We start from the raw sequence: 26,745 nt of genomic DNA, 5'->3' as shown, positions 1-26,745 counted from the left end.
TCCTAAATAAAAAAGCAGGATTTAAAATCCTGCTTTTTTATTTTTAAGCCGCTTGTAATTCAGCTCTTTTGGCTGCTGGAGATTGAGATAAATAACTTACTGCATCTTCAGTGCTACCTTCTTTTACTGGATCATACCAAGGCATGAGGTAATCAATTTGTTGGGCAATAAGCCAGATTGGATTTGGTAAAACCTGATTATCTTTTCGGCTAATTTTATACCATTCTACTGCAACCCATACTGGGAAAAATCTAGATTTAGCCGCATCTGCAAAACGTGGATCTTGTTTCATAATATGTGCAGCGCCATCTACCCATAATCCAAGCACTAGTACAATCACTGCGAGGCTTAAATAGTAGCGTGGAATATAACCACCACCAAGATGACGATATAAATCAAAAGCAACGGTACGGTGTTCAATTTCTTCTGAACCGTGCCATTTAACCAGATCGACCATTTCAGGGTCAGCGCCTAATTCTTCCCAGCGCTTGTTATAGAGTGCATATTTACCCAACACACAGGTCATATGTTCAACAGTTGCAATAACGCCTAAACGAAAAAGGTCCCATTGCTCTTGTAGAAATTGAGGAACTTCTTTGTCGAAAGGTTTATCTGCTAAGGCAGTAGTAAATAGATAATTCATAATGTCCAGATTTCGCTGGATATCAATATTACGTGCACTTAAATATTCTTTATTAGCAGAAGTATGGGCGTTGGCGTGCATAGCTTCCTGACGGATAAATGCTTGGACATCCTGTTTAAGTTTTTCGTCTTTAATTTGAGGTAAAACCTTGTTGTACAAACGGCAGAACCAGAATTCTCCGGCAGGCAAGATATTATTAATTTCATTAATAAAATAACTTGCGAAAGGCTGATTTGGAATCCAGTCAACAGGGGTGTCTTTCCAGTCAAATTTTACTTTACGTGGAAGAATTTTATAGTCAATAGAAGAACCTAAAGCTTTGTTCTTCAAAAAAGATAACAATTTCATCATTTAGTCCTGATTTTTAACTCGATGAAGTTATAACGAGTATAAAAAAAGCCCCTACATTTGTGTTTAGCAATAGGGGCCAATTTGAAAATAAATTTAATAAAGAAATCGTATCTGTTTTGACGATTTACTCTTCAGCATCCTCATCGCTTGCTTCAGGGATCGCGTTAACGTCAAATTCTGGTTCTTGATCAAGCGTAAAATGCAGGCGTCCAGCCATAACACTTGCTAGCTCTTCTAAACCTAATTTGTTAAGTGATGAGAAAAGTTGAATCGAGAAATCAAGCTTCATTTTTTTCAGTTGTTGCTTAACTTCTAATAGCACTTTGTTTGCAGGACCACGATTAAGCTTGTCCGCTTTTGTTAGAAGGATATGAACAAATAGATGACGTGAATAAGCCCACTCTAGCATCATCATGTCGAAATGCTGTAATGGATGGCGAATATCCATCAGTAATACTAAACCTTGTAAGCTTTTACGATGGATTAGATAATTTTCTAATTCTTTTTGCCATACTCGTTTCATATCTTCAGGTACGGCTGCATAGCCATAGCCAGGAAGATCGACTAAACGTTGATCGGGGTTGCCTAGACTAAAGAAGTTAATCATTTGAGTACGGCCGGGTTTTTTAGAGGCACGTGCTAGCTGTTTTTTGTTGGTTAATGCATTGATAGCACTAGACTTGCCGGCATTTGAGCGTCCTGCAAAAGCGATCTCGTAGCCACTATCTTCAACACAAAGTGCCAATTTAGGTGCACTCATTAGAAACTCAGCTTGGCGTAACCAGTTGAGTGATTGCACAGCATATGCTGTGATCGCTGGATCTGGTTTCTTTTCATAGCTGATCTTTTGCTTGGGTGCGAGTCTGGCTTTGGTGTCTTTCGATTTTTCACTACGACGCATAAAAAATAACTTTTTAAATGAGAGGGCTCGCGCCTAGTATAAAGGAGCTTGGGTATTCTTGCTAATTTTCAATAAATCTAGTTATTAAAAGCAATAGATGTTAGATCTGTAAAAATGCAATAGGGGAGTTGGCAGGAGCGGATTTTGATTGCTGCAAAACTTCTCCGAGTGTGTATTGATCTAGGCTTTGATAAAAGCTTTCTAAAGCCTGATCTAAAATACCTTTTAAACCACAGTGACTGCGTAATACGCAAGGTGGCGTATTACATTCAACGATTTGATTGTCGCCCTGTAATATCCGAACGATTGAACCTAAATTTGAGTTAAGTGCATCTGGATTTAAGCGAATTCCTCCGCCTTTTCCACGAATGGTAATAATCCATTCCTGCTTGCCCATGAAGTGAACAACTTTAACTAGATGGTTTTGTGAAACATGCAAATCTTTCGCGATTTCTGCAATCGTGTAGGGTGCATCACTTGGGCGTGCAACATACATTAAGAGTCGTAATGCATAATCGGTAAATTTATTAAGCTGCATGATCACCAAAAATGGAAGAGATTAAAAGGATGATCATCTTAGCCTGAAAGTCTAAATAAGAAAACTTTCAGGCAAGAGGTTTTTACATTACAGCGTTAAAGGAGCTGAAACCTGTACTTGATCACCCACTCTATAATGCTCAAGTAAAATATTAGCAACCGAAAACTCAGTATGATTTTCTTCAGGCTGCACTTCAAAATGATATGAGTTATCTTCTTGAGCTTCAGTAAATTTAAACGCTTTCGGTTGTTCAAGTTGTTGTTCGGGAACTTGTACTTTAACTGAAATAAAGGCATTTGCTGGGCTAGTCAGTACGTCTTCATGGTCAGTTGCTTTTAAAGTGAAGCGTTTGCCAGATTCCAAAGGATCAATTTGAGTAATTTCAAATGAACGCCAGCCAGCCCATCCACCTTTTAAGCTTTCAAGTTGTTCATATTTTTGTTTTTCAACACCAATCAAGATATCAGCCAACTGTAAGTATGCTTGCTTCCAAGCTTCGATAAGCTCTGATTCGAATGGCACGTTGAGTACTTCACTAATTGAATGAAGCAAGTTGTCTCCAACAATTGCATATTGGTCTGGTTGGATATCTAAGCTCACGTGTTTAGTGGTGATACGTTCAACAGCTTTAGCTAGAACAGTGGGGTTCTCAATATTTTCTGCATAAGCAAGCACAGCAGCTGCAAGAGCACGTGGCTGACGTAAGCTGGTTTGGTCATCTAAATTAAAAACATTTTTTAATTCGGGATTGTTATTAAGCATGCGCTTATAAAAGTATGTGGTCAGCGTAACGCCGTGTTCACGTAAAACCGGTACAGTAGATTTAACAAGCTCAATTTGTTGTGGAGTCATGACTAGACCTTAATTATCTGTCTATATAAGATGTATTTAAAATACATCTTTAAAAAATTAATGGCAATAACTTTTTTATAAAAAACCATAAAAAAATTAGGGGATATAAAATCCCCTAAAATTAACGCAATTTTTTTAATATTTTTATTTACCAAATAAAGAGCCAAGTAAGCCTCTTACGAGTTTTTGGCCAGTACTTCCTCCTAAACTGCGTGCAGCACTTTTAGCAAAAGTTCCAACAATGTCTTGTGTGAGTTTAGCTCGTTCACGGGCTGCTCTTTCTTCCTCTTTTAATTGTTCACGTGCCAAACGTTCCTGCTCTTTAGCTTGCTGTTTTGCTAAAGTTTCTTGTTCTTTAGCTTGTTGTTTTGCAAGTTCGGCGTCTTGCTGCTGTTGTTCTCGTTCAGCAACTTTATTCTGTAGCATTTCATAGGCGCTATCACGATCTACAGCTTGTTCATAAACCCCAGCAATAATACTTTGCGAGTTTAAAGTCTGACGCTCTTCTGGAGTGATCGGTGTAAATGAAGAGTAGGGCGGCATGACCCAGCCACGTTCTACAATCTGTGGAGTTCCTTGTTCATCTAGACAGCTAATTAATGCCTCACCAACACCAAGTTGGGTAATAGCTTCATCAACTTTAAACTCTGGATTAGCACGGAAAGTGTCTGCTGCGGTTTTTACAGCTTTTTGATCTTTAGGGGTGAATGCACGTAATGCATGTTGAACGCGATTACCAAGTTGACCAAGAACGCTTTCGGGTAAGTCGAGTGGATTTTGGGTAATGAAATAGATACCTACTCCTTTAGAACGAATTAAACGTACCACTTGTTCAATCTTGTCTTGTAGAGCTTGGCTGGCATTATCAAATAACAAGTGAGCTTCATCAAAGAAAAACACGAGTTTAGGCTTATCCATATCACCGACTTCTGGTAGCTGTTCAAATAGCTCTGAAAGCATCCATAAGAGGAAAGTGGCATATAACTTAGGCGTATTCATGAGCTTGTCGGCAGCAAGAATATTGATATAGCCGTGTTCGTTTGCATCGGTTTGGATAAAATCCAGAATATTTAAAGCTGGTTCCCCAAAAAATTGCTCCCCACCTTGATCGGCAAGAGCGAGTAAGTTGCGCTGAATGGCACCTAGGCTGGCTGGAGATAAATTGCCATATTCAGCTTTAAATTCGGCTGCATGTTCGCTAACAAACGTAATCATGGCTTTTAAGTCTTTAAAGTCGACTAATAGTAGACCTTGGTCATCTGCAATGCGGAATACAGCGGATAAAACACCTTCTTGGGTATCGTTTAAATTGAGCATGCGAGCCAATAAAATTGGCCCAATTTCAGAAATAGTGGTTCGAATAGGATGGCCTTGCTGACCAAATAAATCCCAAAAAACAACTGGGTTCGCTGCGAATGGAACACTATCAATTTGTAAAAGTTTTAAGCGTTCATTAAATTTATCCGAAGCTTCACCAGCTTTTGCGAGACTCGAAACATCGCCTTTAGCATCGGCAAGAAATACCGGCACACCGATTCGAGAGAAACTCTCTGCTAGAACTTTTAACGTAACTGTTTTACCTGTACCTGTGGCGCCTGCAATAAGTCCATGACGGTTAGCAAACTGGGGAAGTAAAACAATTTCTTTTGATGTGTCATTAATATTTTTAGCAATAACAATCGGTGTACCCATATATTTTTATCCTATGGTTTGAGTCACTATGATGTTGTCGTTTTACAGTTGTTTCAGTGCATTTTCGATATCTTGTATCAAATCTTGCGGATCTTCTAGTCCTATACAGAATCGAACCAATAAACCTTGTTGTAAATGTGTATTCTCAAGTTTTCTCATCATTTTTAAATCATAAAGCATAATCAGGCTAACGGGTCCACCCCAGCTAAAGCCGAGTTTAAATAACTCTAATGCATCGCAGAAACGACGTACTGCTGTAATGTCATATTCATGTTTAAAAATAACACTCACTAAGCCAGCACTTTGACCGTCTATGCAGATTTCTTGCCAATATTGATGGCCTGGTGAGGATTTATCACTTGGGTGTAGAACTTGTGCAAATTGGCGTTGGTCCTTTAGCCACTTAAGTAAAGTTTGAGCATTGGCTGATTGTTGTTCATAGCGTAAAGACATATGAGCAAGACTGCGCTGAACTTGAGCCGCATCATCTCCTGAAACTGCAATACCTAAAATGGCGTGGGTACGGAATAGGCGATGATGAAGCTTCTCATCACGAGTTACAATGCTACCCATTAAGATATCACCACCACCACTTGGATATTTGGTGAGTGCGTGAACGGTTAAATCGATAGATAGATGTTCATCAGAAAAATTAAAAGCATTAAACGCAAGCCCAGCTCCCCAAGTGTTATCTAGAGCAGTCAATACACCATGTTTTTTAGCTTTTTTGACTAGATTTTTAAGGTCAGGGAATTCTAAAGTAACTGAACCTGCAGCTTCTAACCATAATAGTTTACTTCTTTCGGTGGGTTGAAAACTTGCAGCGTCAATGGGGTTATATACTTTAACAATAATGCCATATTGACTTTGTAGATAGGTTAAGTGTTCTAGATTTGGTCCATATATATTGTCTGGGACCCATACTTCATCATTAGTGCTTAAAAATGCTGAATTCACAATATTAATTGCGGATAGGCCACTCGGTGCAAGCAAACAATGCAAACCACCTTCAATTTGCGCAATATTGTCGCCTAGGGTGAAGGTAGTGGGGGTGCCATGTGTTCCATAGCTATAGTCATATTCGTCAGTCCAGTGGCGATCAAAAAGGTGCGAAGTTGATTTGAAAATAATGGTTGATGCGCGAAATAAGGGAGGTTGCACTGTTTCAATGAATTGCGGAGCCTTTCTTGGGGCATGAATGAGGCGAGTCTGGAAATCGTTATGCTTTTTCATAGTGCGTTATGTTTTAAATGATAAAGTTAGATTAAGAGAAATTTAACCTCTTCGCTAGATTTATAAAGTTTTGTAAGAGGTTTCGTTACAGTAGACCTATAAAACAAAAACTTGGCTTTATTTTTGCAAAGACCACTACAACATTCTAACAACAATAGGTTTAAGCGCATGAAGTCGCATTTAAGAGTTCATTATTTTCAACATATCGCGGGTGAGGGTTTTGGGAGTTGTTATTCATTTTTAAAAGCTCACCACGCGACTATTAGTTCTACGGAGTTTTTTGCACTTCCGGTTGATCGGTCACTTGAAATAGAAGCTTTACCACAAATTGATGAGGTTGACTTATTATTAGTCATGGGTGGCACCATGAGTGTAAATGATGAAGCGAATTATCCATGGCTTAAGATAGAGAAAAGATGGTTGCGTCGTTATTTAGCAGCAGGAAAGCCTGCTATAGGTCTCTGTTTGGGTGGGCAGCTAATTGCTAATGCACTAGGCGCCGCAGTCAGTCGAAACCGCTATCAGGAACTTGGCTGGTCGACAGTTCAGAGGGTGGCAAATTTACCTCAAGACAGTTTCCCATTGCCTGAAAAGATAAAGGTGATGCAGTGGCATAGCGAAACATTTGAAATACCCAAAGGTGCCATACACTTAGCCGAGAATATAGCTTGTCGTAATCAGATGTATCAAATTGGAAAAAATGTACTGGGCTTTCAATTTCATCCAGAAATGACACCGGCAGCTTTAGAACTCTTACTTGAAAATGAAGAAGAGCTATCTATTTTTAATGGAGAATATGTGCAGCCTGTGAGTGAACTACAATATTCAGAAGCACAAAAATTTGAACAAGGTAATCAACTCTTAAATAAAGCGATTGAATTTGTCATAAATGCCTAGAGTGAGTTGAGAATACTAGGTTAAAGTGTGTTTTGAACAAAAAATAGAAAAAGAGAATTGCATAAGACTTAAACAATCGTTATAATGGGCGACCCTCAAAAGGAGGGGCATTTACTGCGAAGAAAGTAGTAAATGTGCATTACAGTCGTGGCATCGATCATGACCTTAGTGATTTTCACTGCCTTTGACACTTACCAGTGGGTGAGATGCGTCAAGGGTGATTCTTTATATGTTTGGCTTGGAGTTTACTGGTATGTCTAACCAGAGAATTCGTATCCGTTTGAAGTCTTTTGATCATCGTCTGATTGATCAATCTGCTCAAGAGATCGTAGAAACCGCTAAGCGTACTGGCGCACAAGTTTGTGGTCCAATTCCGATGCCTACTCGCATCGAACGCTTCAACGTTCTTACTTCACCGCACGTTAACAAAGATGCGCGTGACCAGTACGAAATCCGCACCTATAAACGTTTGATCGACATCGTTCAACCTACAGATAAAACTGTTGATGCATTGATGAAATTAGATCTTGCGGCTGGTGTTGATGTTCAGATCGCTTTGGGTTAAGGCTTTCGGTTGATTAACTTCTAAGTTAATTAGGCCGCTTTTTTAGAGGTTTATGCACATGGCTATTGGTTTAGTCGGTCGCAAATGTGGTATGACTCGCATCTTTACAGATGCAGGTGTTTCTGTACCTGTTACAGTCATCGAAGTCGATCCAAACCGCATTACGCAAATCAAAACACTTGAAACTGATGGTTATCAAGCTGTTCAAGTAACTACTGGTGAACGTCGCGAATCTCGCGTAACTAGCGCTCAGAAAGGTCACTTCGCGAAAGCTGGTGTTGCTGCTGGTCGTTTAGTTAAAGAGTTCCGTGTTACTGAAGCTGAGCTTGAAGGCCGTGAAGTTGGCGGTACTATTGGCGTTGATTTGTTCGCAGTTGGTCAAATTGTTGACGTAACTGGTCAATCAAAAGGTAAAGGTTTCCAAGGTGGTGTTAAACGTTGGAACTTCCGTACTCAAGACGCTACTCACGGTAACTCAGTTTCTCACCGTGTATTAGGTTCTACAGGTCAAAACCAGACTCCTGGACGCGTGTTCAAAGGCAAGAAAATGGCTGGTCACTTAGGTGACGAACGCGTAACAGTACAAGGTCTTGAAATCGTATCTATTGACGCTGAACGTTCTGTTTTAGTTGTTAAAGGTGCAATTCCTGGTGCAACTGGCGGTGACGTGATTGTACGTCCTACCATCAAGGCCTGAGGGGAAATACCGTGAATTTGAAAACTGTTTCCGGCTCTGCTGTTGAATTGTCTGAAGTTGCTTTCGGACGTGAATTTAACGAAGCTCTTGTACACCAAGTTGTTACTGCTTACTTAGCAGGTGGTCGTCAAGGTACTCGTGCTCAGAAATCACGTGCAGACGTTTCTGGCGGTGGTAAAAAGCCATTCCGTCAAAAAGGTACTGGTCGTGCTCGTGCGGGTTCTATTCGTAGCCCTATCTGGGTTGGCGGTGGTAAAACTTTTGCTGCTCGTCCACAAGATTGGTCTCAAAAAGTAAACCGTAAGATGTACCGCGGTGCAATGCAATGTATCTTAGCTGAACTTGTTCGCCAAGATCGTCTTGTATTAGTTGAAGAGTTTGCAGTTGCAGCTCCAAAAACTAAAGAATTGCTTGCTAAGCTTAACGACTTAAATGCTGCTCGTGCATTAATCGTTACTGACGCTGTAGATGAGAACTTATATCTTGCAGCACGCAACCTTCCGCATGTAGATGTGGTAGATGCAACTGCAATCGATCCTGTAAGCTTGATCGCGTTTGATAAAGTTGTGATGTCTGTAGCTGCTGCTAAGAAAATTGAGGTAGAACTCGGATGAACAACGAACGTATCTATCAAGTCCTAAAAGGACCAGTCTTCTCAGAAAAGGCACAAGTATTAGGTGATACTGTTGGTGTTCAAGTATTTAAAGTAGACATCAATGCTACTAAGCTTGAAATCAAAAAAGCAGTTGAAAAACTTTTTGGTGTAGAAGTTGTTAAAGTTAACACAACTATTACTAAAGGTAAGACTAAGCGCTTTGGTCGTACATTGGGACGCCGTTCTGATGTTAAAAAAGCATACGTCACCCTGAAAGCTGGCCAAGATGTTGAAATGGCTGACTTGGGCGATACCGCTGAAAGCGCAGCGGAATAAGGACGAAAATTATGCCGATTCAAAAATGTAAGCCAACGTCTCCAGGACGTCGCTTTGTAGAGAAAGTGGTTCATGACCATCTTCACAAAGGCGCTCCTTACGCACCGTTGGTTGAAGCTAAAAAACGTACTGGTGGTCGTAATAACAACGGTCACATTACTACTCGTCACGTTGGTGGTGGTCATAAACAACACTACCGTATCGTTGACTTCAAACGTAACAAAGACAGCATCCCAGCTGTTGTAGAGCGTATTGAATACGATCCAAACCGTACAGCACATATTGCTTTGTTGAAATATGCTGATGGTGAGCGTCGTTATATCATCGCACCTAAAGGCTTACGTGCTGGCGATAAAGTACAATCTGGTAACGATGCTCCAATTCGTCCAGGTAACTGCTTGCCACTTCGTAATATGCCGATCGGTTCTACACTTCATAACGTTGAACTTAAAATTGGTAAGGGTGCGCAATTAGCGCGTTCTGCTGGTGCTTCTGTTCAGTTGTTGGGTCGTGATGGTTCTTACGCAATTATTCGTCTTCGTTCAGGCGAAATGCGTAAAGTACATGTTGAATGCCGCGCTGTAATTGGTGAAGTTTCTAACCAAGAAAATAACCTTCGTTCATTGGGTAAAGCTGGTGCTTCGCGCTGGCGTGGTGTTCGTCCTACCGTACGTGGTATGGCGATGAACCCGATTGATCACCCGCACGGTGGTGGTGAAGGGCGTAATAAAGGTATTCAACCTGTAAGCCCATGGGGTCAAAAAGCTAAAGGGTACAAGACACGTACCAATAAGCGTACGACTAAGATGATTATTCGCGACCGTCGCGTCAAGTAAAGGAATCTGACTAATGCCTCGTTCTCTGAAAAAAGGCCCATTCGTCGATGCGCACTTGTTCGCTAAGGTTGAAGCGGCTGTTGCTAGTAACTCTCGCAAGCCGATTAAAACTTGGTCTCGTCGTTCGATGATCCTTCCAGATTTTGTTGGTTTAACAATTTCTGTTCATAATGGTCGTAACCACGTTCCAGTAATTGTTACTGAGCATATGGTTGGTCATAAACTCGGTGAATTCGCGCCAACTCGTACCTATCGTGGTCACGGTGTTGACAAGAAATCTAAACGTTAATAGGTGTCATGATGGAAGTAACTGCTAAATTACGCGGTGCCGCTATCTCGGCACAGAAAGCACGTTTGGTTGCAGATCTAATTCGCGGCAAATCTGTTGCGCATGCTTTAAATATCTTAAACTTCAGCAATAAAAAAGCTGCAGTTTTAGTAAAAAAAGCATTGGAATCTGCGATTGCAAACGCTGAACACAATAACAGTTTAGATGTTGACGATCTTAAAGTATCTACGATTTACGTTGACGAAGGCATGAGCCTTAAACGTATTATGCCACGTGCTAAAGGCCGTGCAGATCGTATTACTAAGCGTACTTGTCACATCACCGTTAAGGTAGGGGTTTGATATGGGTCAGAAGGTTCATCCAATCGGTATCCGCCTAGGTGTTGTGAAACGTCATAACGCTAACTGGTATGCGAATCCGAAACAATACGCTGAATACTTGCTTAAAGATCTTCAAGTTCGTGAGTTTTTAACTAAAAAACTTAAGAATGCGATGGTAAGCAACATTCTTATCGAACGTCCATCAGGCGCTGCTAAAGTAACTATTAGCACAGCTCGTCCTGGTATCGTAATCGGTAAAAAAGGCGAAGATATTGAGAAATTACAGCGCGAACTTACCAGCATTATGGGTGTTCCAGCGCAAGTAAGTATCAACGAAATTGATCGCCCAGACTTAGATGCGCGTTTAGTTGCTGAAGCAATCGCTTCTCAATTAGAAAAGCGTGTAATGTTCCGTCGTGCTATGAAGCGTGCGGTTCAAAACACTATGCGTGCTGGTGCTAAAGGTATCAAAGTTGAAGTGTCTGGCCGTTTAGGTGGTGCAGAGATTGCTCGTACAGAATGGTATCGTGAAGGTCGTGTACCTTTACATACGCTACGTGCAGACATTGACTATGCAACTATGCGTGCAGAAACAACTTACGGTACGATTGGTGTTAAAGTTTGGATTTTCCGTGGCGAGATTTTAGGTGGCATGAAACAAGTCATGAACCCTGCTCCTGCTGAAGATCGTCCAGCTAAACGTGGTCGTGGTCGTGGTGAAGGTCAAGAGCGTCGTGGTCGTCGCGGTGACCGTGCTGCTGACAAGGGAGAATAATCCATGTTGCAACCTAAACGTACCAAATTCCGTAAGGTGCACAAAGGCCGTAATACTGGTCTAGCGCATCGTGGTAGTACAGTATCATTTGGTTCGATTGCAATCAAAGCAACTGAACGTGGTCGTATGACTGCTCGTCAGATTGAAGCTGCACGTCGTACTATTAGCCGCCGTATTAAGCGTGGTGGTAAAATCTTTATTCGCGTATTCCCGGATAAACCAATTACTCAAAAGCCTCTTGAAGTGCGTATGGGTAAAGGTAAGGGTAGCGTGGAGTACTGGGTTTGCCAGATCCAACCAGGTAAGATCCTGTACGAAATTGAAGGTGTGAACGAAGAATTAGCGCGTGAAGCATTTGCTTTAGCTGCTGCTAAACTTCCGTTTAAAACCACTATCGTGACTCGGACGGTAATGTAATGAAAACTAAAGATCTACGTGAAAAATCGGTAGAAGAGTTGAAAGCTTTGCTTGATGAGCAACAGCTTAATCAATTCCGTCTTCGTATGGCGAAAGCAACTGGTCAGTTGGGTAAATCGCATGAAGTGCAAGTTGCTCGTAAGACAATTGCTCGTATTAAGACACTCCTTACCGAAAAACAGGGGAACGGACAATGAGTGAAAAAACAGTCCGCACGTTAACCGGCAAAGTAGTAAGCGACAAAATGGACAAGTCTATTGTTGTTCTTATCGAACGCCGCGTTCAACACCCGTTGTATGGCAAGTCAATTCGCCGTTCAACTAAGTTACACGCTCATGATGAAAACAATGTTGCTAAGCTTGGCGATGTTGTGACCATTAAAGAAAGCCGCCCAATTTCTAAAACTAAAGCTTGGACTTTAGTGGAAGTAGTTGAAGCAGCTGCTGAGTAATTCGACGTTCTTGTTGCATCATCGGTCAATTTCGAGTACTCTTTGAGCCTTTCGAAATTGTGACCGGTGATGCTCGGTTTTGGAGTAGGGCAATGATTCAAACCGAAACTATGCTCGACGTAGCAGACAACAGTGGTGCTCGCCGCGTACAATGTATTAAAGTACTTGGTGGTTCACATCGTCGTTATGCTTCTGTTGGCGACATTATTAAAGTTACTGTAAAAGAAGCAATCCCACGCGCACGTGTTAAAAAAGGTGACGTGATGAATGCGGTTGTAGTTCGTACTAAATTCGGCATTCGTCGTCCAGATGGTTCTGTGATCCGTTTTGATGATAATGCTGCAGTTATCCTGAACAACAACAAAGCTCCGATTGCTACTCGTATCTTCGGACCAGTGACTCGTGAACTTCGTACTGAACAGTTCATGAAAATCATTTCATTGGCTCCTGAAGTTCTATAAGAGGCAATCATGGCTAAGATTAAAAAAGGCGATCAAGTTATCGTGATCGCAGGTAAAGAAAAAGGCAAACAGGGTACTGTATTGTCTGTTTCTGAAGACCGCGTTAAGGTTGAAGGCCTTAACTTAGTGAAGAAGCATCAAAAGCCGAATCGTGTAACTGGCGCTGAAGGCGGTATCGTTACTCAAGAAGCTTCGCTTCATATTTCAAACGTGGCAATTTTAAATGCTACAACCCAGAAGGCTGACCGTGTTGGTTACCAAGTGATTGATGGCGTGAAAACTCGCGTTTATAAATCAAATGGTGAATCAGTGGCGGTAGCGAAGTAATAGGTTGAAAAGGCAATGGCCAGACTTAAAGCACGTTACAACGAAGAACTTAAAGCAAAGTTACAAGAAGAACTTAGCATTAAGAACGTGATGGAAATTCCACGCATCACAAAAATTACCCTAAACATGGGTGTAGGCGCAGCTGCAACTGATAAGAAATTATTAGATGGTGCTGTAGTCGACATGCAATTAATTGCTGGTCAAAAACCAGTAATTACACTTGCTCGTAAATCTATCGCTGGTTTCAAAATCCGTGATGGTTGGCCGATTGGTTGTAAAGTTACTTTACGTGGCGACCAAATGTACGAATTCTTGGACCGTTTGATCTCAATCGCAATCCCTCGTATCCGTGACTTCCGTGGTTTCTCTTCGAAATCATTTGATGGTCGTGGTAACTACTCAATGGGTTTGAAAGAGCAAATCGTTTTCCCTGAAATCGATTTCGATAAGATTGATCGTATTCGTGGTATGGATATTACTATTACTACGACTGCTCGCACCGATGACGAAGGCCGTGCGCTTATGCGTGCATTCGGCTTCCCGTTCAAATAAGAGGTCGATATGGCTAAGAAAGGTATGATTAATCGCGAATTGAAACGCGAAAAAACAGTTGCTAAATACGCTGCAAAACGTGCTGAATTAAAAGCTACGATTGCAAACGTAAATGCAAGTGAAGAAGAGCGTTTCGAAGCGATGTTAAAGTTACAAGCATTGCCACGTAATGCATCTCCGGTACGTCTTCGTAACCGTTGTGGTTTAACTGGTCGTCCTCATGGTTACTTCCGTAAGTTCGGTTTAAGCCGTAACAAATTACGTGACACAGTAATGCAGGGTGATGTACCAGGCGTTGTTAAGGCAAGCTGGTAAGGAGCGACTAAATGAGTATGCAAGATACCGTTGCCGACATGCTAACACGTGTTCGTAACGCACAAATGGCTAAGAAACAAACTGTTTCTATGCCTTCTTCTAAGTTGAAAGTTGCAATTGCAAACGTACTTCAACAAGAAGGTTATATTTCAAATGTAGAAGTTGCTCAAGAAGAGACAAAATCTACTTTGACAATTACTTTAAAATATTTCGAAGGCAAACCAGTTATCGAAATGGTTAAACGCGTAAGCCGTCCAGGTCTTCGCCAATACCGTGGTAAAGATAAACTTCCAAGCGTTAAGCAAGGTTTAGGTATTGCAATTGTTTCTACAAGCAAAGGCATCATGACTGATCGCGCTGCACGTGCTGCGGGCGTTGGTGGTGAAGTTATTGCTTTTGTTTCTTAATAGGTGATTCCTCATGTCTCGTGTGGCTAAAGCCCCAGTAACTGTACCTAATGGTGTAGCAGTTACTCAGAACGGCCGGCAGGTCGAAGTGAAAGGCAGCAAAGGTACATTGTCTTTCAACCTGCATGCGCTGGTCGAGCTAAAACAGGAAGAAGGTAAACTTCAACTTGCTCCAGTTAAAGAATCGAAAGATGCTTGGATGCAAGCTGGTACTGCTCGCGCTGTATTGAATAACCTTGTAAAAGGGGTTAGTGAAGGCTTCGAACGTAAGTTGCAGCTAGTTGGTGTTGGTTATAAAGCTGCGGTTAAAGGTACTGTTGTAAACCTTAACCTTGGTTTTTCACACCCAATTGACTACGCTTTACCTGAAGGTGTAACAGCGGAAACTCCAACTGCTACTGAAATCATTTTGAAATCAGCAAACAAGCAGTTGTTAGGTCAAGTAGCGGCAGAAATCCGTGCATATCGTTCTCCTGAACCATATAAAGGTAAAGGTGTTCGTTATTCGGATGAAGTCATTCTTCGTAAAGAAGCTAAGAAGAAATAAGGCGCGAGGTTCTTATGAACGAAAAGAAACAATCCCGTTTGCGTCGTGCGAAAAGCACACGCTTGCACATTCGTGCATTGGGTGCGACTCGTTTGTGTGTAAACCGCACTCCGCGTCACATCTATGCTCAAGTTATTTCAGCAGATGGTGGCAAAGTTTTAGCACAAGCTTCAACTTTGGATGCATCTTTACGTAGCGGTACTACAGGTAATGTAGACGCGGCTACTAAAGTAGGCGCTTTAATCGCAGAGCGTGCGAAAGCAGCTGGTGTAACTAAAGTTGCATTTGACCGTTCTGGTTTTAAATATCATGGTCGTATCAAAGCCTTGGCTGATGCTGCTCGTGAAAACGGCTTGGAGTTCTAATCATGGCTAAAGTTGAACAAAACGAAGGTCTTGTTGAAAAGCTGGTTGCCGTTGATCGTGTAGCCAAAGTTGTTAAGGGTGGTCGTATCTTCTCTTTCACAGCATTAACTGTTGTGGGTGATGGTAATGGTCGTGTTGGTTTTGGTCGTGGTAAAGCTCGTGAAGTTCCAGCTGCTATTTCTAAAGCACTTGAAGCTGCACGTCGCAACATGATTACTGTAGACCTTGCAGGTACTACTTTACAACACCCTGTGAATGCTCGTCATGGTGCAAGCCGTGTATATATGCAACCTGCTTCTGAAGGTACTGGCGTAATCGCTGGTGGTGCTATGCGTGCCGTTCTAGAAGCTGCAGGTGTACATAACGTACTTGCTAAATGTTATGGTTCTACTAATGCTGCAAACGTAGTAAACGCAACTTTCAAAGGTTTGCGTGATATGACTTCTCCTGAGAAAGTCGCTGCGAAACGTGGTAAATCAGTAGAAGAAATTCAAGGGTAATCAATCATGAAAACGATTAAAGTTACCCAGACTAAATCTTCTTCACATCGCTTGAAAAATCACAAGCTTTGCTTACAAGGTTTAGGTCTGCGTCGTATTGGTCATACTGTAGAAGTGCAAGATACGCCTTCTAACCGCGGTATGATCAACAAAGTCTACTATATGGTTAGTGTAGAGGAATAAGCCATGACTCTGCGTTTAAATGAACTTGCGCCTGCAGAAGGTGCAAAACGTGAACACCGTCGTTTAGGCCGTGGTATCGGTTCTGGCGTTGGTAAGACTGGTGGCCGTGGTGTCAAAGGTCAAAAATCACGTAAAAGTGGTGGCGTTCGTCCAGGCTTTGAAGGCGGTCAAACTGCGATTTATCGTCGTTTACCTAAATTCGGTTTCACTAGCCAAATCGCTTTAAAAACTGCTGAAGTACGTTTATCTGAGTTAAGCAAAGTTGAAGGCGACATCGTTAGCCTAGAAACTTTGAAAGCTGCGAATGTTGTTCGTCGTGACCAAATTCGTGCTCGTATCGTACTTTCTGGTGAAATCACTCGTGCATTCACTGTTCAAGGTGTTGCATTGACTAAAGGCGCTAAAGCTGCGATTGAAGCAGCTGGCGGTAAAGTCGAGGAGTAATCTCGAGTGTCTATGTCTCCTAGTTCTTCAGGTCATGTCAACATGATGAAAGGTCAGCCATTTCATGTGAAATACCGTGAAATTATTCGCCGGATGAGTTTTCTAATCGGTGCATTGCTGGTCTTTCGACTAGGAGCGCATATTCCAGTACCAGGCATTAATAATGCTGCGTTAGAAAATTTATTTCATGCGAACCAAGGAACTATTCTTGGGCTATTCAATATGTTTTCTGGCGGTGCTTTAGAGCGAATGTCTATTCTTGCTTTAGGGATTATGCCGTACATTTCTGCGTCAATTATTGTGCAGTTAATGTCTACTGTAATTCCATCACTTGAAGCCTTGAAAAAGGAAGGTGAGCAAGGTAAGCGTAAAATTAATCAGTATACGCGTCAAGGTACATTACTACTTGCTGTGGTTCAGGCTGTTGGTATGTGTGCTGGCTTAATTGGTCAAGGTATTACTTTGACAAATGGCCTCGCATTTTACGTACCAGCTGTTACTTCTTTGGTTGCGGGAACAATGTTCCTAATGTGGCTAGGTGAACAGATCACAGAAAGAGGTATTGGTAACGGTATCTCAATGATTATTTTTGCAGGTATTGTTGCTGGTTTGCCTAATTTAATTATGCAATCTATCTCTTCTGTAGATAATGGTCAGACAAGTTTGATTGGTCTTGTAATCTTTGGTCTTTTGTCTCTAGGTGTATTGGCAGCTATTGTGTTTATTGAAAAAGCACAACGTCGCATTCCAGTAAACTATGCGCAAAAGCAACAGGGGCGTCGTATATTTACAGCACAGCAGACGCATTTGCCATTAAAAATTAATATGGCTGGTGTTATTCCTGCTATTTTTGCAAGTTCTTTACTCTTGTTCCCAGCAAGTCTTGGTCAATGGGTGGGAAGTGCAGATCCAAATGCTGGTTTTATTAAAAGCAGCTTACAAGATTTAGCTTTAGTATTGTCGCCTGGACAGCCTTTGTATTTGGTGCTCTTTGGTGCGTTAATTATCTTTTTCTGTTACTTTTATACGGCTTTAGTATTTAGCCCTAAGGAAGTATCAGAAAATCTAAAACGCAGCGGAGCTTATGTGCCTGGTATTCGCCCAGGTGAGCAAACTGCTCGTTACTTAGATCATATTCTTAATCGTTTGACGTTTATTGGTGCGATTTATATTACGGTCATTTGTTTAATGCCAATGATTCTACAAAGTTCTTTTGGGATTCCATTCTATTTGGGTGGTACCTCATTATTGATCGTAGTTGTCGTGGTTATGGACTTTATGGCTCAGCTACAAGCGCATTTAACATCTCATCAATATGATAATCAAACATTAATGAGAAAAACGACTGCTCATCCTAAGGGATAAGCGCACTTAGAGGTTTCATCATGAAAGTACAAGCTTCTGTAAAGAAAATTTGTGGTAGCTGTAAAGTTATCCGTCGTAATGGGGTTATTCGCGTAATTTGTAGCGCAGAACCTCGTCATAAGCAGCGTCAAGGTTAATCTAATCAAGACCTGTTGATTTCAGTAGGCGAATTGGGTTAATATCCGCCCCTCAAGATTTTTGTGGGGCGGTTGATTATCTCTACTGCCTTTTTGGAGAAAGTGAATGGCTCGTATTGCCGGTGTAAACATTCCGGATAACAAGCATGCTGTTATCTCCCTCACTTACATCTTTGGTATCGGTCGCCACACTGCTAAGAATATCTTAGCTACAGTTGGTATTACTGAAACTACTAAGATCCGTGAGTTGGACGATGCTCAGCTTGATGCGATTCGTGCAGAAGTTGCTAAGGTTCCTACCGAAGGTGACTTACGTCGCGAAATTTCCATGAACATTAAACGTTTAATGGATTTGGGTTGCTACCGCGGCCTTCGCCATCGTCGCAGCTTGCCTGTCCGTGGTCAACGCACCAAAACTAACGCACGTACCCGTAAAGGTCCGCGCAAACCGATTAAAAAGTAAGATTTCTGGAAGCTAAAAGATGGCTAAAGATACTCGCACACGCAAGAAGGTCACTCGTACCGTCTCTGAAGGTGTTGCACACATTCACGCGTCTTTTAATAACACCATTGTTACGATTACTGATCGTCAAGGTAATGCATTGGCTTGGGCCACCTCAGGTGGACAAGGCTTCCGTGGTTCACGTAAATCAACTCCGTTTGCTGCTCAGGTAGCTGCTGAAGTTGCTGGTAAAGCAGCTTTAGATTACGGTTTGAAAAATCTGGATGTCCTTGTAAAAGGTCCTGGTCCAGGTCGTGAGTCTGCGGTTCGTGCATTAGGCGCAGTGGGTTATAAGATTAACAGCATTACCGATGTGACTCCAATTCCTCACAACGGTTGCCGTCCACCTAAAAAACGTCGCGTGTAAGGAGAAACATTCATGGCTCGTTATATTGGTCCAAAATGCAAACTCTCTCGCCGCGAAGGGACAGACCTGCAACTTAAATCTGGCGTTAAACCATTTGACGTCAAAACTAAAAAAGCTAACAAAGCACCTGGTCAACATGGTCAGGCACGCGGTGGTAAGCAATCTGAGTATTCACTACAATTACGTGAAAAACAAAAAGTCCGTCGTATTTACGGTGTGTTAGAACGTCAATTTAGTAACTACTATAAAGAAGCAGCTCGTGTTAAAGGCGCAACAGGTGAGAACTTGTTGAAATTGCTTGAAAGCCGTCTTGATAACGTTGTTTATCGCATGGGTTTTGGTTCTACACGTGCAGAAGCTCGTCAGTTAGTAAGTCACCGTAGCATTACTTTGAATGGTCGTCGCGTAAACATCGCATCTATTCAAGTTAAAGCTGGTGATGTAATTGCGGTTCACGAAGGTGCTAAACAACAATTGCGTATTAAAAACGCGATTGAGTTAGCTGCACAACGTGGTATTCCAGCTTGGATCGAAGTTGATCATTCTAAGCTTGAAGGTACGTTTAAAGCTGCACCAGATCGTTCTGATTTACCTGCTGAAATCAACGAAAGCTTGATTGTAGAATTGTATTCTAAATAATCCTTGAGGTAGCAATAATGACGCGTACTGCAAACGAGTTTCTAACTCCGCAAGCGATCAAGGTCGAAGCGGTAAGCGGGACCTCGGCAAAAGTGATTCTAGAACCTTTAGAGCGTGGTTTTGGCCACACTCTAGGTAATGCTTTACGTCGCATTCTATTGTCTTCTTTACCTGGCGCTGCTGTGGTTGAAGTTGAGATAGAAGGTGTCGAGCACGAGTACAGTACTTTAGAAGGCTTGCAGCAGGACATCGTCGAGCTCTTGCTGAACCTAAAAGGATTGTCTATTAAGCTGTTCGATCAAAATGAAGCATATTTAACATTAGAGAAACAAGGTCCTGGCGATATTACTGCTGCTGACCTTCGTTTACCTCATAATGTTGAAGTGGTTAACCCAGAACATTTAATCGGTACTTTAAGTGCTTCAGGCTCATTAAAAATGCGCTTGAAAGTTGCTCAAGGTCGTGGTTATGAAACATCTGATTCTCGTTTCCCTGAAGGCGAAACACGTCCCGTTGGTCGTTTGCAATTAGATGCTTCTTATAGCCCGATTAAACGTGTTTCTTACACCGTTGAAAATGCGCGTGTAGAACAACGTACCGATTTAGATAAACTGGTAATCGACCTCGAAACAAACGGAACGGTTGATCCTGAAGAAGCAATCCGTAAAGCGGCAACAATCTTGCAACAACAAATTGCAATTTTTGTTGATCTTCAGAAAGACCAAACTCCAGTTGCTCAAGAGCCTCGTGAAGAAGTTGACCCAATCTTGCTTCGCCCAGTAGATGATCTAGAGCTTACTGTTCGTTCTGCTAACTGTTTGAAAGCAGAAAATATTTACTACATTGGTGATCTTGTTCAACGTACTGAAGTTGAGTTGTTAAAAACTCCTAACCTTGGTAAAAAATCGTTAACAGAGATCAAAGATGTTTTGGCATCGAAAGGCTTACAACTCGGTATGCGTCTTGAAAACTGGCCACCAGCTAGTCTTCGTATGGACGACCGTTTTGCCTATCGTAGCCGTTAATTAAGTAGGACTATCACCATGCGTCATCGTAATAGTGGTGTGAAATTAGGCCGTACAAGCAGCCATCGTAAAGCGATGTTCCAAAACTTGGCTAATTCTTTATTTGAACATGAGTTGATCAAAACAACTGTGCCTAAAGCTAAAGAATTACGTCGTGTTGCTGAGCCTTTAATCACTCTAGCAAAAAACGATACTGTAGCAAATCGTCGTTTAGCATTTGCTCGTACTCGTAATGCTGCAACTGTTGGTAAATTATTTACCGTACTCGGCCCTCGTTACAAAGAACGTAACGGCGGTTATCTACGTGTTCTTAAAGCGGGCTTCCGTGCTGGTGATGCAGCACCGATGGCTTACGTTGAGCTTGTAGATCGTGAAGTAAACACTTCAGCTGAATAATTGATTTTATTCAAAAAAGACCGGTTTTATACCGGTCTTTTTTATTTCTAGTCACGAAATAAATTATAAAAATGTCCTCAAGTGACATAAAAAAGCAGATAAACGGTCAAACTTGACATTGTGTATTGTCAAAATTGTGTTTTAATAAACTTATATTCTCAACAATGGGTATAAAAATAAAATGGAAAAGCAAGTTGATATTTTAATCATTGGCGCAGGTATTTCAGGAATAGGAGTCGCTGCCCATTTATCAAAAAATTCACCACAACGACAATTCGAGATTTTAGAACGTCGAGAGTCTTTTGGTGGAACATGGGATCTTTTCCGTTATCCTGGTATCCGTTCAGATTCAGATATGTCTACTTTTGGTTTCAACTTTAAACCATGGTGCAAAGCGAATGTATTAGCTGATGGTGCTTCTATTAAAGGATATTTAGGTGAAGTAATTAATGAATTTAAATTAAAAGAAAAAATTCATTTTGGTCATCGCGTACTTTCTGCTAATTATGATTCGGCTTCAAAAAAATGGCAGGTTGTAGTCGAAGATAGCAATAAAAAACAGCAGACTTGGATTGCTAACTTTGTGGTCGGTTGTACAGGTTACTATAATTATGATCAGGGCTATGCGCCTTCTTTCTCAAATCAAGAAGCATTTAAAGGGCAGCTTATTCACCCACAGCATTGGCCTGAAAACTTAGATTACACAGGCAAAAAAGTGATTATTATTGGTAGTGGTGCAACAGCGATTACTTTAGTACCAGCAATGGCTAAAGGTGGAGCAGGTCATGTGACCATGTTGCAGCGTTCACCAACCTATATTGCTAGTGTTCCTTCTATCGATTTTATCTATGAAAAAACGCGTAAATTTATGTCTGAAGAGGCAGCTTATAAATTTACTCGAGCTCGCAACATTGGTATGCAGCGCGCTATTTATGCGCTGTCTCAGAAACATCCTAAAACTGTACGTCGTTTACTTTTAAAAGCAATTGAAGTGCAGCTTAAAGGTAAGGTTGATATGAAGCATTTTACGCCTTCATACAATCCTTGGGATCAGCGTTTATGTGTAGTGCCAGATGGTGACTTGTTTAAGATTTTACGTGAAGGCAAAGCGAGCGTAGAAACTGATCAGATCGAGAAATTTACTGAAAAAGGTATTTTACTTAAATCTGGCAAACATCTTGATGCTGATATCGTTGTTTCTGCAACAGGACTACAAGTTCAGATTATGGGCGGAGTTCAGGCGACTCTTGATGGGAAACCAATCAACTCATCTGAACATATGCTGTATAACGGCATAATGCTAAGTGATGTACCGAATATGGCTATGATTATTGGCTATGTGAATGCCTCATGGACACTTAAAGTAGATATCGCTGCCGAATATATTTGTCGCTTATTAAACTATATGGACAAAAATAGTTATGATGAAGTGATTCCATCGGGTGATAAGACTGTAATGGAAGAAGATACTGTAATGGGTAAACTATCTTCAGGTTATATTAACCGCGCAGCACATGAACTTCCTAAACAAGGTAAGCGTGCTCCATGGCAGGTGACTAATAACTATTTGGAAGATAGAAAGTCTCTGAAAAATGCAAAATTTGAAGATGGCATTCTTCATTTTCATAAGCGTTCTGATGCGAATGAGCGTAAACCAAAATTAGTATCTTAAGTTGTATGAAATAAGAAAAGGGGCGTAATGCCCCTTTTCTTATGAAGGTATTAAAGTGTTCTTGAAATTAATTCTTTCATGATTTCATTTGTACCTGCATAAATTCGATTTGCTCGATGATCAATGTATGCACGTGCAATTGGATATTCAAGCATATAGCCATAACCCCCATGTAGCTGAAGACATTCATCTACAATCTTTGAGAACATATCAGAAATTTTATATTTAGCAGCAGCTGCAGCTTCGACACTCAATTTTTCTTCAAGTTGTAATTCCATACAACGATCTAAATAAGTACGACAGAAATCGATTTCTGTTCTGAGTTCCGCAAGTTTAAAGCGCGTATTTTGAAATGCACCAATAGGTTTACCAAACGCCTTACGATCTTTTGTATATTGAACGGTATGTGCAAATGCTGCTTCAGCACCTGCCTGACAAATGATAGCAACTAACATTCGTTCCCATGCTAATTCTTTCATGAGCATGATAAAGCCCATACCTTCCATGCCTAAAAGGTTTTCTTTAGGAACGCGAACGTTATCAAAGAATAATTCGCAGGTATCTTGGCCTTTCATACCAATTTTGTTTAGAGGTTTACCTTTACTGAAACCAGCACGATCTGCTTCTACAATAATTAGGGATAAGTTCGCCGAACCTTTCTCACTATTACCAGTCTTACAAACGACTACGGCCATGTCGCATAAGTAGCCATTTGTAATAAAAATTTTGGAACCATTAATGACATATTCATCACCATCAAGTACGGCAGTGGTTCTTACCGCTTGTAAATCTGAACCAGTGCCTGGTTCCGTCATTGCAATAGCAGTAACAACTTCTCCAGTTGCCATTTTGGGTAACCATTTTTGTTTTTGCTCTTCATTACCAAAATTATTAACGTAATTAGCAACAATATCGGAATGTAGAGAAAAACCAGTACTTGAGTCCATCGCATACGCTTGTTCTTCAATAAGAATCATACTGTATAGGCGATCTACCCCAGAGCCACCATATTCCTCTGGCATTGTGGTGCAAAGAAGACCTAATTCTCCAGCTTTATTCCAAAGATCTCGGTCAACATGTTGCTGTTTTTCATATTTCTCTATATTGGGAACGACTTCCTTTTCATAGAATTTACGCACTGTCTCACGGAAGGCTTCGTGTTCTTCATTGAATAATTGTCTTGGTAACATATTTGGAATAGGACGGATGGCACCAGATTGCATTTGTATTTCTTCCTTGGTTCAGGTGTGATGTTATGCCCTAAACATACGTAAGCATTTTATGCCTAACAATGTGATGAATGCTCAATTATGCGGATAAGATGATAAATTTGGTCAATTTGATATTTTTAGCGATCTTTAGGATGTGATCAGGTAAACTAGGCGCACTATCAACACAGATGGGGACGTAAATGTCTGACGAAATGACCTTGGAAGAACGTAAAGTAATTTATCGAGCACGCCGCGGCTTAAAAGAAATTGACGTCTATTTTGACCCGTATGTAAAAAACTATTATTTAAAAGCTGATCCAGCAGAAAAAGCATTATTTGCAGAGTTAGTCGATCAAGAAGATCCAGATTTATTAGATTGGTTCATGGAAGTTTCTGAACCTCCACGTACTGAGTTACGTGAATTTATTTATAAACTAAAACAGTATGTACATGGCTAAAATGTTTTGATAAAAGAATTAAATTTTGAGCTGAAATATAGCCGTATCTCGGTAATATTTCAGCTTTTTGTTGGTTTGGGTTTAGCAATCTTGCTTTATCAGTTATTAACGCCGATATGGTGGCTATGTGCTGTCATTCTTCTATTTATTGGTTTTATTTTCTTTTTAAAGCAAGCACAAATATCTCAAATTGAATATTTAGATCAAAAATTATGGTCGGTTGCATATTTCTCAAAAAAAGAAATTTACCGTGCGGAAATTACTAAAATAATTGATTATCAGTTATTTGTAGTTATTTATCTTGAAGAGACTCCTAAGAATATAGCTATTGTATGGTTCGATCAGCTTCCCATTCAGCAGTGGAAAAGATTAAAAGTTCTAGAAAAACTCTATTAATTGTTAGACAATTCTACAATTGTATATTTATTTAAAAATTATAAAAAACAAAAGCTTAATAATTATTTTCTTTATTAAACTTCGGATTGTCTAATTAAAATATAGAAAAAAGCCAAGGAAAGACAATTGTCTGACAATTTCACCTATGGGTAACTATTTGATCGGTTAAAGTACAAACACCAACGTAAAGTGTGTCGGAGGTCTCAAAATGGAGATGCCAACATGGTCGTTCTTGGTCATTGCCATCATTTTGGCAGTGGTGATCGGAAGAGCAGGAACTTTACTCAGGGAACATCTTAACAAAGTTAATTTTAACAAGGTTAAGAGACAGAGGATGCAAGGTCGTCGATCAGTCAATTATTAAAATTGGTTAATCGATTAATTTCATCAAGTGTCCAGTTTATAACTGGGTGCGATTGTAGTAAGGAGGTCTCTTATGGAGATTTCAATGTGGATGTTTCTGTTAATTACAGTTGTTATGGCTGTAGTAGTAGGAAGAGCAGGAACTTTACTTAAGGATTATATAGAACAAAAATAATATAAGCCGTTAAAAGCTTATCCCAGTTAATAAGTAGCATGTGCTGAACCGTCGCAATGCTACTTTTTTTTGCCTAAAATTTCTGTTTCCTCGAAAAACTGTCAATTTTATCTGCTGTGAAGTGTGTCAAAGTATAAGCGCTACAATTAGAGTAATTACTCTTTTATTCAAGATATGCATCTGCTAATGTACATCTGAAAAGGAAAAAACAAATTACATAGAGGACAGGAAGATGTCTAAAGTCCAAAAAATAAGCCAAGGTTTGGCGGTGAGTTTTCTTGCAGCTTCAGTTTTATCAGGTTGTTCATACGTCGTGAAAACCGGAGCAAATGTTGCTCTAGGTTTTACGGAAAAGCACGTCGTTCCACCAATTTTGGCAATGCAAGATGCTGAAATGGTATGTAATACTGGTAGTGCGTTAACACCTGCAATCATGTCTACTAAAGGGATGGGTGCAGATCCGACACGTGTTGCAGTATTAATGTATGCAGCATCAGGCGTATGTGCGGAAAATCAGGCTTTAGAAGCAGAATTACGTTATTTGCGCGCATCAAAAGCTGGTCAAGTAACAGAAGCTCAAGATGCACGTATTGCACAAAAGCGTTGGGCAGCAATTGCTGCTGAACGTCAATATACGGGTTATAAGTTATTTGCTGATCGTTGGGAGTCTAAATATAAATATCACTTAGGTGATTCTTGCCCAACGATGCGTAATGATACTGATCAAACTGTTTATTTACTTGGCATGATCAGTGGTCTTCAGGCTGTGACCAACGATATTAACTCAGGCGGTGCAGTCAATGTTCCTAAAGATATCGCTGCTATTGTAGAGCGTGGCATGGTTTGTCTAGATAATGAAAAATTCTGGGGCGCACCTAACGCAACGCGTGCTGTTATCTGGACTTTATTGCCAGGTGCTGATGAAGGGAAACCTGATCCGTACCAAACTTTAAAACAGTCAATTCAGATTGGTGAGAAAAAAGGTGTTCGCCTATCTCATGCCTTATATGCTGTAGCTGCTCAAGCAAGCGGTGATGATGCAAAAATCCGTGATGCATTAAGAACCTATGCAGCATCTCAAGCTGATGACAAACCTGTCAATCCAAACTTTAAGTTAATCGATAGTATGGCTGGTCTTATTGTAAGTGGTATCTCTGACCGTTACTGGACTGAGCATACTGGTGTACGTACCGGAGATGATGGTATGTCTCATTTCTGGGATGATAAAAATGAAGGTGCAGCAGAGCTAGATGAGTTGTTTGATGGGGGAGCCGCTTCTGAGGTTCCTGCGGATTCATCTGCTTCACCAGCAGCGCAGTAAGAATATTTGAAAGACTAACTTCTTGCGAGTCTATTGTTAAGTTCTACAATAATTGTAAGAAGTTTAATTTCAAGGAGTGTGCCATGAAGGATCATGTACTGAATAGTAAAGTGCTTTTGGTCGCAGTGTGCATTTCCATATCTGCATCTTTAGAGCCTGTAAATTATTTTGTGTAAGTTCCATTTTTTATAAATGATCTTTTAATCGATCATCGAACTGAATCGTAAAC

40 protein-coding genes and 2 pseudogenes are annotated in these 26,745 nt (G+C 40.8%); 34 read left to right on the top strand and 8 right to left on the bottom strand.

Features of this window, described 5'->3' with window-relative positions; genetic code table 11:
- Positions 1-43: 43 nt before the first annotated feature.
- The 7 genes from HJG58_RS12495 to HJG58_RS12465 form a co-directional block, all read right to left on the bottom strand.
- Complete coding sequence (locus tag HJG58_RS12495; RefSeq protein ID WP_079284283.1) at positions 44-994, bottom strand: metal-dependent hydrolase; 951 nt, start codon at positions 992-994, stop codon at positions 44-46.
- A gap of 124 nt (positions 995-1,118) precedes the next feature.
- The gene (yihA, locus tag HJG58_RS12490) at positions 1,119-1,895 is read right to left on the bottom strand and encodes a ribosome biogenesis GTP-binding protein YihA/YsxC (protein ID WP_170249099.1); all 777 of its coding nucleotides are present in this window, start codon (positions 1,893-1,895) and stop codon (positions 1,119-1,121) included.
- Positions 1,896-1,995: 100 nt separating this feature from the next.
- The gene (locus tag HJG58_RS12485; protein WP_002116968.1) at positions 1,996-2,433 is read right to left on the bottom strand and encodes an RrF2 family transcriptional regulator; all 438 of its coding nucleotides are present in this window, start codon (positions 2,431-2,433) and stop codon (positions 1,996-1,998) included.
- A gap of 87 nt (positions 2,434-2,520) precedes the next feature.
- A complete protein-coding gene (locus HJG58_RS12480; protein WP_014207751.1) occupies positions 2,521-3,285 on the bottom strand; it encodes a globin domain-containing protein in 765 nt (254 codons plus the stop codon).
- Between the two features lie 2 nt (positions 3,286-3,287).
- Complete coding sequence (locus HJG58_RS12475) at positions 3,288-3,440, bottom strand: hypothetical protein (protein WP_170249221.1); 153 nt, start codon at positions 3,438-3,440, stop codon at positions 3,288-3,290.
- A complete protein-coding gene (locus tag HJG58_RS12470) occupies positions 3,430-4,977 on the bottom strand; it encodes a helicase HerA-like domain-containing protein (RefSeq protein WP_170249098.1) in 1,548 nt (515 codons plus the stop codon). The genes HJG58_RS12475 and HJG58_RS12470 overlap by 11 nt, the downstream gene beginning before the upstream one ends.
- Positions 4,978-5,019: 42 nt before the next feature.
- Positions 5,020-6,210 carry a PLP-dependent transferase gene (locus HJG58_RS12465; protein WP_170249097.1) on the bottom strand — a complete coding sequence of 397 codons (1,191 nt, stop codon included), beginning with the start codon at positions 6,208-6,210 and terminating at the stop codon, positions 5,020-5,022.
- A gap of 168 nt (positions 6,211-6,378) precedes the next feature.
- Here HJG58_RS12465 and HJG58_RS12460 point away from each other — a divergent pair, with 168 nt between their 5' ends.
- The 30 genes and pseudogenes from HJG58_RS12460 (at position 6,379) to HJG58_RS12315 (ending at position 22,592) form a co-directional block, all read left to right on the top strand.
- Positions 6,379-7,107, top strand: a complete 729-nt coding sequence (locus HJG58_RS12460) for a type 1 glutamine amidotransferase (protein WP_044099980.1) — start codon at positions 6,379-6,381, stop codon at positions 7,105-7,107.
- A gap of 253 nt (positions 7,108-7,360) precedes the next feature.
- On the top strand, positions 7,361-7,672 hold the full coding sequence (gene rpsJ / locus HJG58_RS12455) for a 30S ribosomal protein S10 (protein ID WP_000070912.1): 312 nt from the start codon (positions 7,361-7,363) through the stop codon (positions 7,670-7,672).
- A gap of 58 nt (positions 7,673-7,730) precedes the next feature.
- Complete coding sequence (rplC, locus tag HJG58_RS12450) at positions 7,731-8,369, top strand: 50S ribosomal protein L3 (protein ID WP_170249096.1); 639 nt, start codon at positions 7,731-7,733, stop codon at positions 8,367-8,369.
- Positions 8,370-8,380: 11 nt separating this feature from the next.
- A complete protein-coding gene (rplD, locus tag HJG58_RS12445) occupies positions 8,381-8,983 on the top strand; it encodes a 50S ribosomal protein L4 (protein ID WP_002049755.1) in 603 nt (200 codons plus the stop codon).
- Complete coding sequence (rplW, locus tag HJG58_RS12440) at positions 8,980-9,300, top strand: 50S ribosomal protein L23 (protein ID WP_002049693.1); 321 nt, start codon at positions 8,980-8,982, stop codon at positions 9,298-9,300. Before rplD ends, rplW begins: the two co-directional genes overlap by 4 nt.
- Positions 9,301-9,311: 11 nt before the next feature.
- Positions 9,312-10,136, top strand: coding sequence for a 50S ribosomal protein L2 (gene rplB / locus HJG58_RS12435; RefSeq protein ID WP_002049686.1), 825 nt, complete (start codon positions 9,312-9,314; stop codon positions 10,134-10,136).
- 13 nt (positions 10,137-10,149) lie between these two features.
- Positions 10,150-10,425 (top strand): 30S ribosomal protein S19, encoded by a 276-nt coding sequence (gene rpsS, locus HJG58_RS12430; protein WP_001138119.1) that lies wholly within the window; start codon positions 10,150-10,152, stop codon positions 10,423-10,425.
- Between the two features lie 11 nt (positions 10,426-10,436).
- Positions 10,437-10,766: a 50S ribosomal protein L22 gene (gene rplV / locus HJG58_RS12425; RefSeq protein ID WP_001982638.1), complete on the top strand. Its 330-nt coding sequence runs from the start codon at positions 10,437-10,439 to the stop codon at positions 10,764-10,766.
- 1 nt (position 10,767) lies between these two features.
- Positions 10,768-11,584 (top strand): annotated as a pseudogene (rpsC, locus tag HJG58_RS12420) (30S ribosomal protein S3).
- Entirely contained in the window at positions 11,524-11,937 is a 414-nt protein-coding gene (gene rplP / locus HJG58_RS12415) for a 50S ribosomal protein L16 (protein ID WP_002049688.1), read from the top strand. Before rpsC ends, rplP begins: the two are co-directional and overlap by 61 nt.
- On the top strand, positions 11,937-12,134 hold the full coding sequence (gene rpmC / locus HJG58_RS12410; RefSeq protein WP_000849928.1) for a 50S ribosomal protein L29: 198 nt from the start codon (positions 11,937-11,939) through the stop codon (positions 12,132-12,134). Before rplP ends, rpmC begins: the two co-directional genes overlap by 1 nt.
- Entirely contained in the window at positions 12,131-12,388 is a 258-nt protein-coding gene (rpsQ, locus tag HJG58_RS12405; RefSeq protein WP_002116661.1) for a 30S ribosomal protein S17, read from the top strand. The genes rpmC and rpsQ overlap by 4 nt, the downstream gene beginning before the upstream one ends.
- 92 nt (positions 12,389-12,480) lie before the next feature.
- Positions 12,481-12,849: a 50S ribosomal protein L14 gene (gene rplN / locus HJG58_RS12400; protein ID WP_001982634.1), complete on the top strand. Its 369-nt coding sequence runs from the start codon at positions 12,481-12,483 to the stop codon at positions 12,847-12,849.
- Between the two features lie 9 nt (positions 12,850-12,858).
- The gene (gene rplX, locus HJG58_RS12395) at positions 12,859-13,176 is read left to right on the top strand and encodes a 50S ribosomal protein L24 (RefSeq protein WP_002116820.1); all 318 of its coding nucleotides are present in this window, start codon (positions 12,859-12,861) and stop codon (positions 13,174-13,176) included.
- A 15-nt stretch (positions 13,177-13,191) separates the two neighbouring features.
- The gene (gene rplE, locus HJG58_RS12390) at positions 13,192-13,728 is read left to right on the top strand and encodes a 50S ribosomal protein L5 (RefSeq protein ID WP_002116961.1); all 537 of its coding nucleotides are present in this window, start codon (positions 13,192-13,194) and stop codon (positions 13,726-13,728) included.
- A 9-nt stretch (positions 13,729-13,737) separates the two neighbouring features.
- A complete protein-coding gene (gene rpsN, locus HJG58_RS12385; RefSeq protein WP_002049689.1) occupies positions 13,738-14,043 on the top strand; it encodes a 30S ribosomal protein S14 in 306 nt (101 codons plus the stop codon).
- A gap of 11 nt (positions 14,044-14,054) precedes the next feature.
- Complete coding sequence (rpsH, locus tag HJG58_RS12380; RefSeq protein WP_002049732.1) at positions 14,055-14,450, top strand: 30S ribosomal protein S8; 396 nt, start codon at positions 14,055-14,057, stop codon at positions 14,448-14,450.
- Positions 14,451-14,463: 13 nt separating this feature from the next.
- Positions 14,464-14,997, top strand: a complete 534-nt coding sequence (gene rplF / locus HJG58_RS12375; RefSeq protein WP_002116801.1) for a 50S ribosomal protein L6 — start codon at positions 14,464-14,466, stop codon at positions 14,995-14,997.
- Positions 14,998-15,011: 14 nt separating this feature from the next.
- Positions 15,012-15,362, top strand: a complete 351-nt coding sequence (gene rplR / locus HJG58_RS12370) for a 50S ribosomal protein L18 (RefSeq protein WP_002049741.1) — start codon at positions 15,012-15,014, stop codon at positions 15,360-15,362.
- A gap of 2 nt (positions 15,363-15,364) precedes the next feature.
- Positions 15,365-15,862: a 30S ribosomal protein S5 gene (gene rpsE, locus HJG58_RS12365; protein ID WP_001141025.1), complete on the top strand. Its 498-nt coding sequence runs from the start codon at positions 15,365-15,367 to the stop codon at positions 15,860-15,862.
- A gap of 6 nt (positions 15,863-15,868) precedes the next feature.
- A complete protein-coding gene (gene rpmD, locus HJG58_RS12360; protein WP_000849088.1) occupies positions 15,869-16,045 on the top strand; it encodes a 50S ribosomal protein L30 in 177 nt (58 codons plus the stop codon).
- 3 nt (positions 16,046-16,048) lie between these two features.
- Complete coding sequence (gene rplO, locus HJG58_RS12355; protein WP_002116985.1) at positions 16,049-16,489, top strand: 50S ribosomal protein L15; 441 nt, start codon at positions 16,049-16,051, stop codon at positions 16,487-16,489.
- A 45-nt stretch (positions 16,490-16,534) separates the two neighbouring features.
- Entirely contained in the window at positions 16,535-17,854 is a 1,320-nt protein-coding gene (gene secY / locus HJG58_RS12350) for a preprotein translocase subunit SecY (RefSeq protein WP_170249219.1), read from the top strand.
- A gap of 20 nt (positions 17,855-17,874) precedes the next feature.
- Positions 17,875-17,991: a 50S ribosomal protein L36 gene (gene rpmJ, locus HJG58_RS12345; protein WP_000867907.1), complete on the top strand. Its 117-nt coding sequence runs from the start codon at positions 17,875-17,877 to the stop codon at positions 17,989-17,991.
- Positions 17,992-18,097: 106 nt separating this feature from the next.
- Complete coding sequence (gene rpsM, locus HJG58_RS12340) at positions 18,098-18,454, top strand: 30S ribosomal protein S13 (protein ID WP_000090816.1); 357 nt, start codon at positions 18,098-18,100, stop codon at positions 18,452-18,454.
- 19 nt (positions 18,455-18,473) lie between these two features.
- Complete coding sequence (gene rpsK / locus HJG58_RS12335; RefSeq protein ID WP_001040166.1) at positions 18,474-18,860, top strand: 30S ribosomal protein S11; 387 nt, start codon at positions 18,474-18,476, stop codon at positions 18,858-18,860.
- 12 nt (positions 18,861-18,872) lie between these two features.
- Positions 18,873-19,499, top strand: coding sequence for a 30S ribosomal protein S4 (rpsD, locus tag HJG58_RS12330; RefSeq protein WP_000135204.1), 627 nt, complete (start codon positions 18,873-18,875; stop codon positions 19,497-19,499).
- Between the two features lie 17 nt (positions 19,500-19,516).
- Positions 19,517-20,524, top strand: coding sequence for a DNA-directed RNA polymerase subunit alpha (locus tag HJG58_RS12325; RefSeq protein ID WP_002116730.1), 1,008 nt, complete (start codon positions 19,517-19,519; stop codon positions 20,522-20,524).
- A gap of 18 nt (positions 20,525-20,542) precedes the next feature.
- Positions 20,543-20,920 (top strand): 50S ribosomal protein L17, encoded by a 378-nt coding sequence (gene rplQ / locus HJG58_RS12320; RefSeq protein WP_002049717.1) that lies wholly within the window; start codon positions 20,543-20,545, stop codon positions 20,918-20,920.
- A gap of 181 nt (positions 20,921-21,101) precedes the next feature.
- On the top strand, positions 21,102-22,592 hold the full coding sequence (locus HJG58_RS12315; RefSeq protein ID WP_170249095.1) for a flavin-containing monooxygenase: 1,491 nt from the start codon (positions 21,102-21,104) through the stop codon (positions 22,590-22,592).
- Positions 22,593-22,642: 50 nt separating this feature from the next.
- Here HJG58_RS12315 and HJG58_RS12310 read toward each other — a convergent pair whose 3' ends face one another.
- Positions 22,643-23,815, bottom strand: a complete 1,173-nt coding sequence (locus tag HJG58_RS12310; protein WP_170249094.1) for an acyl-CoA dehydrogenase family protein — start codon at positions 23,813-23,815, stop codon at positions 22,643-22,645.
- 188 nt (positions 23,816-24,003) lie between these two features.
- On the opposite strand from HJG58_RS12310, the gene HJG58_RS12305 reads away from it, so the two are divergent.
- From HJG58_RS12305 to HJG58_RS19045, 4 genes and pseudogenes are all read left to right on the top strand, one after another.
- Positions 24,004-24,261 (top strand): FAD assembly factor SdhE, encoded by a 258-nt coding sequence (locus HJG58_RS12305; protein ID WP_002117064.1) that lies wholly within the window; start codon positions 24,004-24,006, stop codon positions 24,259-24,261.
- 6 nt (positions 24,262-24,267) lie between these two features.
- A complete protein-coding gene (locus HJG58_RS12300; RefSeq protein ID WP_086265777.1) occupies positions 24,268-24,657 on the top strand; it encodes a hypothetical protein in 390 nt (129 codons plus the stop codon).
- Positions 24,658-25,427: 770 nt separating this feature from the next.
- Positions 25,428-26,516: a hypothetical protein gene (locus HJG58_RS12295; protein WP_170249093.1), complete on the top strand. Its 1,089-nt coding sequence runs from the start codon at positions 25,428-25,430 to the stop codon at positions 26,514-26,516.
- 83 nt (positions 26,517-26,599) lie between these two features.
- Positions 26,600-26,689, top strand: a pseudogene (locus HJG58_RS19045) (rhombosortase); the annotation flags it as partial.
- Between the last annotated feature and the right edge of the window lie 56 nt (positions 26,690-26,745).

The sequence above is a fragment of the Acinetobacter geminorum genome, from assembly GCF_013009345.1.
In the GTDB taxonomy this organism is placed as follows: domain Bacteria; phylum Pseudomonadota; class Gammaproteobacteria; order Pseudomonadales; family Moraxellaceae; genus Acinetobacter; species Acinetobacter geminorum.
The sequence above is the reverse complement of the archived record's forward strand: the minus strand, read 5'-3'. Positions and strand labels throughout refer to the sequence as shown.